This window comes from Maribacter confluentis, assembly GCF_030505015.1.
In the GTDB taxonomy this organism is placed as follows: Bacteria; Bacteroidota; Bacteroidia; order Flavobacteriales; family Flavobacteriaceae; genus Maribacter; species Maribacter sedimenticola.
In genome coordinates this window covers 2,255,909-2,269,240 of the sequence record NZ_JAUKUC010000001.1, presented here as the reverse complement: position 1 = coordinate 2,269,240, position 13,332 = coordinate 2,255,909, and the positions used below count along the sequence as shown (strand labels likewise).

The 13,332-nt window shown below is 37.6% G+C and carries 9 protein-coding genes; 5 read left to right on the top strand and 4 right to left on the bottom strand.

All coding sequences use genetic code 11. The features are described from left to right. Positions 1-254 precede the first annotated feature (254 nt). Both Q2T41_RS09910 and Q2T41_RS09905 read right to left on the bottom strand, forming a co-directional pair. Positions 255-1,493 (bottom strand): RNA polymerase sigma factor, encoded by a 1,239-nt coding sequence (locus Q2T41_RS09910; RefSeq protein WP_304435948.1) that lies wholly within the window; start codon positions 1,491-1,493, stop codon positions 255-257. 5 nt (positions 1,494-1,498) lie between these two features. Further along, positions 1,499-1,846, bottom strand: a complete 348-nt coding sequence (locus Q2T41_RS09905; RefSeq protein WP_071340838.1) for a YciI family protein — start codon at positions 1,844-1,846, stop codon at positions 1,499-1,501. 241 nt (positions 1,847-2,087) lie between these two features. Between Q2T41_RS09905 and Q2T41_RS09900 the strand changes: the two genes are divergently transcribed. Then, a complete protein-coding gene (locus Q2T41_RS09900) occupies positions 2,088-3,137 on the top strand; it encodes a ferredoxin--NADP reductase (RefSeq protein ID WP_304435947.1) in 1,050 nt (349 codons plus the stop codon). A 216-nt stretch (positions 3,138-3,353) separates the two neighbouring features. Beyond that, entirely contained in the window at positions 3,354-5,204 is a 1,851-nt protein-coding gene (locus tag Q2T41_RS09895; RefSeq protein WP_304435946.1) for an SLC13 family permease, read from the top strand. On the opposite strand, the gene Q2T41_RS09890 is transcribed toward Q2T41_RS09895, so the two are convergent. Together Q2T41_RS09890 and Q2T41_RS09885 are read right to left on the bottom strand one after the other, a co-directional pair. Continuing rightward, positions 5,201-5,974, bottom strand: coding sequence for a patatin-like phospholipase family protein (locus Q2T41_RS09890; protein ID WP_304435945.1), 774 nt, complete (start codon positions 5,972-5,974; stop codon positions 5,201-5,203). The genes Q2T41_RS09895 and Q2T41_RS09890 overlap by 4 nt on opposite strands. A gap of 78 nt (positions 5,975-6,052) precedes the next feature. Continuing rightward, the gene (locus Q2T41_RS09885) at positions 6,053-7,567 is read right to left on the bottom strand and encodes a Do family serine endopeptidase (protein ID WP_304435944.1); all 1,515 of its coding nucleotides are present in this window, start codon (positions 7,565-7,567) and stop codon (positions 6,053-6,055) included. A 374-nt stretch (positions 7,568-7,941) separates the two neighbouring features. Here Q2T41_RS09885 and Q2T41_RS09880 point away from each other — a divergent pair, with 374 nt between their 5' ends. Genes Q2T41_RS09880 through Q2T41_RS09870 form a run of 3 tightly spaced genes read left to right on the top strand, consistent with a single transcriptional unit; the run spans position 7,942 to position 13,320 of the window. Continuing rightward, entirely contained in the window at positions 7,942-8,658 is a 717-nt protein-coding gene (locus Q2T41_RS09880) for a TIGR04282 family arsenosugar biosynthesis glycosyltransferase (protein ID WP_304435943.1), read from the top strand. Between the two features lie 27 nt (positions 8,659-8,685). Further along, the gene (locus tag Q2T41_RS09875; RefSeq protein WP_304435942.1) at positions 8,686-11,889 is read left to right on the top strand and encodes a SusC/RagA family TonB-linked outer membrane protein; all 3,204 of its coding nucleotides are present in this window, start codon (positions 8,686-8,688) and stop codon (positions 11,887-11,889) included. A 6-nt stretch (positions 11,890-11,895) separates the two neighbouring features. After that, entirely contained in the window at positions 11,896-13,320 is a 1,425-nt protein-coding gene (locus tag Q2T41_RS09870) for a SusD/RagB family nutrient-binding outer membrane lipoprotein (protein ID WP_304435941.1), read from the top strand. Positions 13,321-13,332 lie beyond the last annotated feature (12 nt).

The following is a 13,332-nucleotide window of genomic DNA, read 5'->3' as shown; positions in this document are numbered from 1 at the left end:
TATAACTATAGAAAGCACTGGACTAAACGAAATACAGACCTATCCAAGTTAATTAGATATCACATGAAAAGCTATAATTGTCCAGATCAAATTAAATTCCAACATATTTTGCTCCACAATTCCTAAAAATAAGACCTTTTAAAAAGTTCAAATCCTTTAATTAAATCAATATAATTTTATAATGTATTTATATTGATGGAAACAGTACAATAATTAGATTTTAATGGTTTTTAACGTAAACGAATAGTCCAACATTAATTCAGCAATGTTCGCCTCTTCCAAGTCAAATAGTCCCTTTCTAACCTATTCGTGGTCCCAGCCAATGCTTTATCCAAAAAAGAAATCGCTAATTGTCTCTTTCCTATTTTCATATAATATTCCGCATAACAACCGTAATATAAATAAGCCCGTTGACCAAGTTCTGCAACATCAATGCGCTTTAACAATTGATGTGTTTTTTCAAAATCAGATAACTGAAGACATACTGTTGCATGATTTAACAACGTAAACATATTGGGTTTAAACATATACAATTGTTCGTACCAATAAGAGATATTTTTCCAATGGGTATCTTTAAATGTTTTGGCATTTAAATGCTCAGAGGCTATCGCAGCTTCATAATGATACACAGAGGTATCTTCATACTCCGTAGCTTTAAGCATAGCACTATTTCCCATCTTTATCAATGGAAAATACCATTTGGTACGGTCTTGAAACTGCAAATTAACTATTTGATTGTCAGAAGAAACTTTGCTTTCCAGTCGTGACATATGAAAACATAGCAATGCAAAAAGTGCATACAAACTGCCACTTCTAAATTGCTCCTTTTTTAAAAGTAATTGACAAAGGCGAATAGCTTCGCCACATAAATCTTCTTTAATTAACTTTTCCTTGTTTGTAGAATGAAAGCCTTCATTGAACGTTAAGTAAATGACTTCCATAACCCGTGCCATTCGTTCTTGAACAGTTTCAGGACTTGGGTATTGAAACTGAATATTTTTATCCTGAATGGTTTTTCTTGCTCGGAGTAATCGCTTAGCGATAGTTTCCTCTTTGGTCAATAAGGCAGCGGCTATTTCTTTGATACTAAAACCGGAAATAGTTTTAAGTGCAAAGGCTATTTGTTCGCTAGGGTGTAAACTTGGGTGACAGGCAACAAAAATCATTCGCAACTGGCTGTCTGCAACCTCATGATCTAAAAACAGTTCGTCTATTTGTAAAGATGATGCTCCAGTTGTAATGCTAAGGTTTCTATTCTTTTCGGCTTGTATACTACGAAGAATATCAATGGTTCTGTTTTTGGCGACACGGTTCAACCACCCCTCTGGATTATCGGGTATTTTAGTCCGCCATTGCGAAGCTGCTTTTATAAAGGTATCCTGTACCGCATCTTCAATGGTCTCTATATATGACAACCCGAAAAAACGGGTTAAAATAGCGACCATCTTCCCGTAATGATGTCTAAAAAGATGGTCAACTACTTTATGTTCCATTTAATTTATTGCTCAAAAACCATTACTTCCCTAATCTCAACAGTACCGTCTAAATCATAATCTGGATAATCTTTAGCGATTTCAACTACAGCTTCGGCATTCTCTGCCTGTACAATATAGTAACCGCCGATCAATTCTTTACCTTCGATCAAAGGGGCATCGGTAACGGTACGGTTTGGTCCAGATACTCTTTTTACTTGAGGCATTAATGCATCGCCAGATTTAACAATACCTTGTTTTTGCATTTTTTCGTTCCAAGCAAACCATTTCCCCATACGTTCCTGTAATTGTTCTGGTGATAAACCTAATTCTTGGTAATCTGCACCAATAAAAATCATCATAAAATCTTTCATAATTTAACTGTTTTAGTTGTTCATAGAACTTACTCTAAGTTCTCATGTTTACCCCATGACGTTACCGAAATCAAATTAGGGACAATTTTTATAGGTTTTTTTCAAAAAAAGATAAGTTAAGAATTATTTAATATGATAAAAATCCTTCAAATACCATTGATGGTTAGACTTTTTTGACAAATGTCATATGATATCGACAAAGCATGCTTAATTTTGTAGATCGATTTAAAGAAATGAACATATGTCGCAATTTCACCCATTAACGGTAAAACATATTAAAAAATTAACGCCAACATCTGTTGCCGTTACATTTTCAATTCCTAAAGAATTGGCACAGACTTTCACCTTTACGGCGGGTCAGTATATCACCATAAAAAAAGAAATAAAGGGCAGAGAACTTAGAAGAGCATATTCTATTAGTTCATCTACGGACAAGGATGGTATCACTATTGGAATCAAAAAGGTAGACAATGGCGGATTCTCCAATTACGCCAACTCACAATTAAAGGTAGGCGATACTTTAGAGGTTATGGAACCAGAAGGTCGTTTTGTTTTTAAAAGAACAAAAGAGGTACAGAACATTGCCGCATTTGCAGCAGGTAGTGGTATAACCCCTATTATGAGTATTGTTAAGTCTGTTTTAGATAGTAACCCAAAGAATACATTTGTTTTGGTGTACGGTAACAAATCTTACGAGGAGACTATGTTCTATACAGATTTGGTGAAATTGGAATTAGAATATGCCAATCGGTTTTTTGTTTACTTCACCAACAGTCAAACCAGAGAAGACAAGGCTTTATTTGGTAGAATAGATACCTCAACGGTAAATTATGCATTATTGAACAAGCATAAGGACGTTGATTTTGATGGATACTATTTATGTGGACCAGAGAAGATGATCCGTTTGGTACAGGATACTTTAATAGAGAATGAAGTTGACAAGGATAAAATCCATTTTGAACTTTTTACACCTACTGAAATAAAAGAGGAACTACCTATACAGGCCGATGGTCAAACAGCAGTTACCGTACTTGTTGATGATGAGGAATTTCAGTTTACAATGGACAAGAAAAACATAATTCTTGATGCCGTTCTTAAAGAAAATATTGATGCACCATATTCTTGCCAAGGTGGGGTATGCAGCAGTTGTATAGCCAAAGTAACAGAAGGCCATGCAGAAATGGTCATGAACCAGATTCTAACGGACAAGGAAATAGCGGACGGCTTTATTTTAACTTGCCAGGCACACGCCACTACACCTACTATAAAGGTAGATTATGATGATGTATAGATAAGCGCAAAACAAACTTTATTGTAACGTCTTTGTAAGCGTACTGAAGCAATCTGTTGAATAGATATTCCTATCCATCAAATTGTTTAGCACCATGCATAGGCGTTTTTTGTTTTTTAATTAATCCTTCCTTATCTAAGCCAAAATTTAAATGGATTGAGTTATTCTTATTGAGCAGTTGAAATACCTTTGATAGAATTTTCAATAATTTAAAGCATGACCATAGAGATCATTGGTGTTTTTATCATCATTGCGGCAGTTATTTTCCTGTTTGCGTTTGAGGTATTTCCAATGGATAAGATTTCCTTTTGCATCATAGCCGCACTTTTACTGACAGGTTTGGTGTCTCCAGAAGAAGCTGTAAGCGGTTTTTCAAACAAAGCGGTCATCACCATTCTATGTTTGATGATTTTAGCGATCGGACTAGAAGAGAACGGTGCAATTACATTTTTGGCCAAAGGACTAAAAATTTTGAAAAACTGGCCCATTGTTTTGGCCATGCTTGCCATTATGCTCATTGCAGGAAGCATTTCCGCTTTTGTAAGTTCTACAGCGGTAGTCATTGTATTTATTAAGATCGTAGCGGAATTACGGGAAAAATACCAACTCCCCCCGGGCAAATTATTGTTGCCTATTTCCTTTGCCAGTATATTGGGTGGTAGTTGCACCTTAATGGGTACCTCTACCAATTTATTGGTCAACAATATTGCAGCAAGGTACACAGGGGAAAAACTTGGTTTCTTTGAATTTTCGTTAATGGGCGTCATCTTTTTAGGCATCTCCATGGGTATCATTGCAGTATTCTATCGCTTTTTGCCAAAGGACACAGGTAATCTATCTGATAACTATGACCTTGATCGCTATTTATTGACCCTTACGGTTGAAGCAGATTCCCCTCTGGTAGGAAAGCCAATTGGCGAAAGTTTTATGTTCAAGGAAACGGATATTACTGTCTTACGACTCACCAGAAATGGCTATGACCAGAATTTATTGAATCATGAACTATTGATTCAACCTAACGACATTATCCTTTTGCATTGCAGTCTGGAAAATCTTCAAAAAATGCGTGGCGAAGGTTATTTTGAGATTGATGTTGAGAAAAATGACAGGTTTCAATCTACGAAAAATACCCAGATCAAAAAGGTTAGTGATTCTGACAAAAAGAGCGAAGAAGTTAAGCAGTCTAAGGATGAAAACTTATTGTTGGAATTATTGCTGTTACCGGGATCTAAATTTTTAGGTAGAAATTTAACCGAGCTTAAAACCATGTTGATTCCAAGGGCAATACCTCTAGCGGTCAACAAAAGAAAGAAATTAAGAATCTTAAAAAACCGACTTCACCAGAGCAATCACGAATTTACCCGACTTCATGTGGGCGACCGGTTATTGATACAAACAAAACCGGAATATGTTTCAAATTTTGAGAACAGTAACAATTTGGCGGTACTTAACCAATATGAAGGCCGTACACCTGCCACACCTTTTAAAAGAAACCTATCTATTATAATTCTTGTCGCCACAATTGCAATGGCCGCAACGGGTGTATTTGAGGTTATGACCAGTGTTATTACCGGAACATTGGCCATGCTATTGTTTAAATGTGTTGAATTAAACCGTATCTATGAGAAGATAAATTGGCAGATCATATTCTTATTGGCAGGTATGATTCCATTAGGAATTGCAATGAGCAATGCCAAAGCAGACACTTGGATCACAGAGGAGCTATTATCCCTAATGGCTGGTCAACAACCACCATTTATTATAGGATTATTGTTTTTGACCACCATGCTGTTTAGTAGTGTCGTTTCCAATAATGCTACGGCAATTATAATGGCACCGATAGGTATTTCATTGGCCAGTGGTTTAAGTTTGGACCCAAAACCTTTTATTTTATGCGTTATGTTCGCGTCCAACTTTAGTTTTTTCACCCCATTAGGCTATCAAACCAACGCATTGATCTATAGTATGGGAATATATAAATTCAAACATTTTTTGGTAATTGGTGGAGTAATTTCCTTAGTCCTGTGGGGTGTAGGTACCTTATTGTTGAGTGCCATGCTCAACTAGTTGGATAAAATTGCGCTTAATTTACGAACGGCGGTCTCATACCCAATGGCATAGGCCTTTTCAATACCTCTACGGTCCAAAATACCTATATGTTCCAGTTCCTGTGGTTCAATGATTAAATCGCAATTATTTATTTTTTCTCTATTTATCGCATAAATCATAAGGCCAGTGACCCTTCCGGTCAATTGAAATGAATTGTTTAAATGCTTTTTCTCCAATTTGGCAACCAATGACACATTACTGCCAATGACATAATCTACAAGTTTTACCACCGGTTCCGCCGGAAAGTTATTCATAATACCACCATCTGCATGTAGTGCGCCATTATATTCAATGGGACTAAAAACGGGCGGTAAAGCTGCAGACGCCAAGAGAGCACGAATCAATGCCCCTTCATTGATAAACACTTCTTCGCCTTGCTCCAAATTAGTGGCCACAACAAAAAGTTCTCTTTTAAGGGCCTCGAAACTATCTTCAGGAAAATAATGCAGAAACGCATCTATAAACCGTTCGGTATTTAAAAGACCGGGTTTGGCAACAGCAAAATAATTATATTTAAAGAGTGGTGTGTCCTTAAAAAAACAAAGCATATCTACCACGGATTTATCTGCTGCGTACAAAGCACCTACCAATGCCCCTACACTACTTCCGGCTACGACCTTTGCTTCCAGGCCAAATTCCTGCATGGCCTTGATAACACCTATATGCGCCATACCGCGTACACCACCACCTGAAAGTACCAATCCTATGGATTTTGAACGTATTTGCATCTATCTAGAATTAATTTCAAAAAAAATGCCAAGTGGACAACATTATCCACTTGGCATAAAATTAATCATTAAAGCGGACTATGAATCCAATCCGAAGGCATAATAATATTTAGAACCATCTTCATATACACCTTCTAACATTACCCCGCCTTTTTTATTTTCCAATAATGAGGCAATATCATTGATGTCCTTAATACGCTTACCATCAATATGGGTTATAATGAACCTTTCTCTTATTTGTGTTTCCTTCTTTATTTTTCCGGGATAAAGTTTTGTAACCTGAACTCCACCATCTATATCCAACTTCTTAGCAAGGTCTTTGCTCAAGTTTTCAAAATCGGCTCCAAGAAGGTTAAATACCTCTTTCTTTTCTTTTTTGATAATATCTGTACCTCCTTGAGAATTATGAAGCTCTACTTCTAATTCTTTCTCCCTGCCATTTCTATTAATGGTAACCATTACTTTGTCACCAGGTCTTTTGCCTGCAATAATTTCCTGTAATCTAGGGGATGTGGTGGTTTCCTTACCATTGACACTTACAATAATATCACCAGCTTCTATACCGGCCAAATCTGCACCACTGTCTTCACCAACTTGCTCCACCCAAACACCTTTTGTAAAGTCCACATCCTTTTCCTTAGCCAAGTTACTGTCCATGGTACGTATGGTAACCCCTAACATACCACGCTGAACATTGCCATATTTTAAAAGATCTTCTACCACTTTGGTAACAATATTACTTGGAACGGCAAAACCATAGCCGGTGTAGGTTCCTGTTCTACTTGCTATAGCCGTATTGATACCGACCAGATTGCCATCAAGGTTTACCAAAGCACCTCCACTATTGCCCGGATTAATGGCCGCATCTGTTTGGATAAAACTCTCCACGGCAAATTTGTCCGTATTAATATGTATACTTCTTGCCTTTGCACTAACAATACCAGCGGTAACCGTAGAATTTAATCCTAAAGGATTACCAACGGCCAAGACCCATTCACCCACCTCAACATCATCAGAATTCACTAAGGCCATTGTTTTAAGGTTATCTGCCTTAATCTGTAATAATGCTAAATCTGTAGTTGGGTCTGTCCCTATTACCGTAGCTTTATATGATTCGTTATTGTACAAAGTAACTTCTACCTCATCTGCATTGTCAATTACATGGTTATTGGTTACGATATACCCTTTATCATTGATGATGACACCAGACCCGGTACCAACACGTGGTCTGGACTGCATACCTTCAGGAGATTGTCCTTTGAACATATCACCAAAAAATTCCTTGAACGGATCGGGCAATTCACGTGCGCCTTGATTTCCATAGCTGGTTCCATTTTGGGTAGATTTTATATGCACTACCGCATCCAGCACTTTTTCTGAAGTGTCCGTAAAATCCAATGGTTTAAAATTTCCTTCATTGTCCGCGGTATACAGGACTCGGCTACCCGGTACTGATTCTACAACGGTGACTCCTGAAGTTGATTTGGTCTGTTCTTTGGTCAACTCAATTACCCCATAACTGACCGCAAATGCAATCAACGCTGAAAATAAATATATTTTCCAAGCACTTTTAGTATTTGTATCTGATTTCATATGACATAAATTTAATAAAATTCTTTTATCTTAAGTTGTCAATAGGTGTGCCATAAGGTCGATTATAAATGCTAAAATATTTTTAAAAATAAATGAAATTTTAAGGGATTTTTTAGACTAACCAGTCTGTAGGTTTAAAAATGACCCTTAATTAATGATCACTATTGACTTTTTATCCGATTTTTTCAAGCCAATTTCGATGATGTACCATATGTAGTCTTATTTTTTGATAGATAAAACCGACTGAATGGTTTACACTGACATTTTGACTTATTCAATCTATTCGATTCATTTATTAAATTCAGAAATTCCAAAAAAAATAAACCATTGCAATATTTTTACGTAAGTTTAATAACAAGAAAGAAGTCTGCCCATTGAATGCATTGAACAGTACGGCTATATTATTATTTGCCAATTCTTCCAGACGGGAATTGGTTTGTAAATCTATTGTACGCAGTAAAAAACTGTTCGATATTCTTACGCAAGTAACTCTTGGCAAGGCTAGAAGAACGGGGTTGCCGGTATTCCATTTCACGGAAAAAGAGCAAATTGGCTCAAATTTTGGCGAAAGGTTTACCAATGCAATGACGGCAATATATGATAAAGGTTTTCATAATATTATCGTAATAGGAAATGACACTCCGCAGTTAACAACACAGCATTTAATATATACCGCAAAACAGTTAGCTTTAGGAAAACCCGTAATTGGAGGTTCTATTGACGGAGGTTTCTATTTATTTGGACTGCAAAGAGTAAATTTTGACAGCAACGATTTAAAAAACCTTCCTTGGCAAAGGTTTGGCCTGTTCAAACAAATATCATTGTCCCTAAAGAAAAAGTCCCTAGAGGTAGTTCAATTACCCGTATTACAAGACCTTGATACAGAAAAGGATCTAAAATCCATATTGTCATTTTCTTATAGTTTGTCAACCACACTGTTGTTGCTCATCCTAAGTATATTAAGAAATACTGAACACCTATACTACACCCTCCATATCTATATAGATAGCTATGCTACCCGCTGCTACTTTAATAAAGGCTCTCCAGCAGATTCATTTACCCCAATCCCCCTTTATCCAACAGTTGGATAAATGATAATGTAGTACAAAAAGCCTTTTATGAAACACATTTTATTTGTGTTGACCTTGCTTTTACTATGCAAGGCCAACGCTCAAGATACCATTACTGGTACTGTTAGCGATGTTAATGGTAACCCGATACCTTTTGTCAATATCTTGTTGATAGGTACGTCTACCGGTACCATTACCAATGACGACGGTTATTTTTCCATCTCCGTACCTTCACGCACCGGAGAATTGGAATTTTCAGCATTGGGATATACCACCCAAGTATTAAAGATTAATAATCAAAAAAACATTTCCATAGCCCTAACCGAAGCGACCGAAATTCTTGAAGAAGTAGTATTGACCGCTTTAGGATTGAAAAGGGAAACCAAAGAGTTGGGTTATGTAGTCCAAAGTTTGGATACCGAAGGAATTACAGAAGTTAAGTCGGTTAACTTTTTAGATAATCTATCGGGTAAACTTGCAGGTGTCACCATTAATCAAGGCGCTACAGGCGTAGGTTCCTCTTCAAAGATTACCATAAGGGGCGAGGCCTCGTTTTCCAATAACAATCCGTTATTTGTGGTGGATGGTGTACCCATCAACAACGCTTCCATTTTCAATTTTACCAATGAGGCAGCTGCAGGTTTTCAGGAGATTGATTTTGGAAATGGTGCAATGGAGGTAAATCCAGATGATATTGCAGAAGTTTCGGTTTTAAAAGGTCCCAGTGCCGCTGCTCTTTATGGTACTAGAGCCTCTAACGGTGTTATAATTATAGAAACCAAAACAGGTAAAAACACAAAAGGTTTGGGAATTAGTTACAATACCAGCTTTTTTATGGATACCGCTTTTCAATTACCGGATTTTCAAAATGAGTATGGACAAGGAAATTCAGGTGCTTTTGCATTTGTGGACGGATTGGGCGGAGGAACCAATGATTTGATAACCTACAGCTGGGGGCCCCGTTTGGATGTAGGCAACCTTGTGCCCCAATTTGATGGTCCGGTTACTTTGGCAGATGGTTCAACAGTACGTGGCGGAGATACTTCCCTATATAATGGCAATACCATTACACCAACTGAATTTAGGTCCTATAAGGATAACCTAAAGGATTTTTATAGAACGGGTACTACTTTTATTAATAACATTTCCGTAGCATCAGGGTTTGATAAGGGAAATTACCGACTGTCGTTTACCGACATGCGCAGTGAATCGATAATTCCCGGTGTTAATTTGGACAGACAGACCATTGGCACTCGACTAAATTTTCAACCAATTGACAAATTAGCGATTAATTCATCCATTAGTTATATCAACTCAAAGAGTGATAACCGCCCATCTAACGGTTACGGTTCCGAAAATGTCAATTATTCCCTTGTTGCCTGGGGACCACGTTCGCTTAACATCAATAATCTTAAAGACTACTGGCAACCAGGCCTAGAAGGCGTTCAACAGTATTCCTTTAATTATACTTACTTTGACAATCCCTATTTCATCCTTTATGAAAATAGAAACTCCTTTAATAGGGATCGTATATTTGGTAATATTTCTGCCAGTTATGACATAACGGATAATATAACGGCTTCCATAAGAACGGGTATGGACTATTCTAGTGAATTGCGTCAACTACGAAGGGCATATAGTTCCAATCGTTTTAAAAACGGTGGTTATGCAGAGCATGATGTTTTCTTTAGAGAGATAAACAGTGATTTTCTATTAAATTATACCAATCGGTTCAATGATGTTAGTGTAGATGTATCTTTAGGGGGAAACAGGCTGGACCAACAAGCGTTTACCTCACAATCACAGACCACAAGTCTGGCACAACCGGGTATTTTTAGGTTATCCAACGCGGCATCACCAATAGAGGTATTTGAATATGAATCCAACAAGCGCATTAATAGTTTGTATGGTTTGGTCAAATTTGGTTATAAGAATTACCTTTATTTGGATATAACCGGTCGTAATGATTGGTCCAGTGCATTAGCCACACCGTTTTCCGTGGAAAACACCTCTTTCTTTTATCCATCGGTTTCCAGCAGTTTTATTTTGTCGGAGGTAATTGATCTGCCTGAAAGTATATCGTTTGCAAAACTAAGGGCAAGTTTGGCGCAAGTAGGTAATGACACCAATCCGTACCAGACCAGTAGTACTTTTATTGCACAGACCCCATTTAATGGCCAACCTACCTTTAGTAACACAGATATCATTGCCAATCCTAATTTACAGCCAGAACGCACCTCTTCTTTTGAAGTTGGAGCGGATATAAGATTGTTCCGTGATCAACTTCATTTTGATATTTCCTATTATAATGCATTGACCAAAGATCAAATCATTGCATTGCCCATAGGTATCTCGTCAGGTTATACCCAACAGGTTGTCAATGGCGGCGAAGTCCGCTCTAAAGGCTTGGAAGTCATATTGGGTATATCGCCCATAGTGAGTGAAAATTTTAGCTGGAACAGTACCGTGAATTTTAGCATCAACCGTTCAACAGTAGAAAGTCTGCCACAAGAAGATGGCCGTTTAACACTGGCCTATTCACGAATATATGACAGTCAGAACCAAACGGTATTTTTTCAGGTAGAAGAAGGAGGTAGAATTGGTGATATGTATGGAACAGGGTATTTAAGAAATGAAAATGGTGATTTTATCTTGACGGATGAAGGACGATACATCCCCAATAACGATCTACAAAAATTGGGTAATTATAATCCTGATTTTATGGTAGGGTTTAATAATCGGTTCAACTACAAAAATTGGAATTTAGGCTTTCTTTTAGATTGGAGGCAAGGAGGCATTTTGGTTTCAAGGACAAAAGCATTGGGTAACGTGGGTGGCCAGTTGGCAGAAACCGCGTTTAGACCAGAATCCGGTATTGTCCCCGAAGGTGTTGTCAATACCGGTACGGAGGAGAGCTCTGTGTATGTTCCAAACACCATAGCAGTTTCCGCAGAGAGCTATTACCGTCAATTTTATGATAGAAACCATGAAGAGAACAATACTTATGACGCCTCATTTTTAAAATTACGGCAATTGGCTATTGGCTACACATTCAATAATCTGAACCTTTTTAATACAGATGCAACATTGAACCTGTCCTTAATTGGAAAAAACCTGTTCGCAATAACGGAAAACCCACATTTTGACCCAGAACAATTGGCCGTACAGGGCAATGGTTTTATAAGTGGCGTAGAGGACATGTCCTACGCTACCTCTAGAAGTATAGGATGTAAGGCCTCATTTAATTTTTAAAAAAACATGAGAAAATTTTATAACATATTCATTTTGTTGGTTTTTGTTGGATGTACTAGAGATTTCGAAGAAATAAATACCAATACCAATGCCCCCGTTACCGTGCAACCTAGCCTCTTGTTGAGACAGGTCATTTATGATTACGGTGAGCAAATGTCCTATGAAGGATTTACTGCCGGTAATTTATTGGGCCAATACAGTACCGCTTTGGATTTTAACCTTTTTGATCGTCATGATCTAAAATCACCTCAGTTGGGCGGAAATCCTTGGCCAATATTGTACCAAAATTTAAGGGACAACGAAATACTATTGAACCTTTCCCAGGAAAATACTGCATTTGCGGTATATGAAGGCCCTGCAAGAATTCTAAAGGCATATATGGCCGCCGCATTGACGGATTTATATGGGGATGTCCCTTATTCGGAAGCTTTTAAAGGTAATGCTGAAACGGTAACGCCAGCTTATGATAGTCAAGAAGCTATTTATTTGGATAACGGGGGCATATTGAACAACCTTGAATTAGGAATAACTGCATTGGAAAACTATACGGGCACAATTGGTTTAGAAGGTGACATCTTATACGAGGGCGATTTATCAGGATGGATTCGTTTTGCAAATTCGTTGAAGATAAAATACCTAATGCGTATTTCTGCTAAAGTAGATGTAGCTCCCCAATTACAATCCATTTTTAATGAGGATAACTATATAGGCACCAACATGCAAAATGCCATTTTTAATTTTACGGATGGTGAGCCCAATAATTTTAGGTTGGCAAGGCTAAGGATCGGGGATTTCAATAATTATGTGCTATCGGAAACCATGGAAGATATTTTGAAGGCATTGAACGATCCACGAATTGAAAGGTTGTATAGACCTATAGGTAATGCTGGCGACAACAACTTTAAAGGCCTGCTGAATGGTATTGATGCCTCTACCGGGGTTTCTGTTGCGGATTATTCGTTACTGGGAACAATTTTTAGGGAAAATACAGGTTTGTTGGATGCCAACTTCATGACCAGTATGGAAACACATTTTTTATTGGCAGAGGCCGCATTAAAAGGATATATATCCGGTAATACTGAAAGTCTATACCAAATGGGTATTTCCCAAGCCTTTGAGTATTGGCAAGTACCACTTCCCGAAAACTATATAATGAATAATGCAGCCCTTGAAGATGGGATGGAACTAGAAAATATCATCACTCAAAAATGGATTGCCAATACGATAAACGGTTATGATGGTTGGATAGAATATAGAAGAACTGGATTTCCCCAATTACGTACAATATCGGCAAGTTTGAACAATAATATTATTCCAGTAAGAATGCCATATCCTGCAGAAGAAGAAGCATTGAACAGTAACAACTATGCAGAGGCCGCAAATAAAACCGATGGCAATAGTATAAATGTTCCCGTGTGGTGGGATGAATAATCAAGTTAGGAG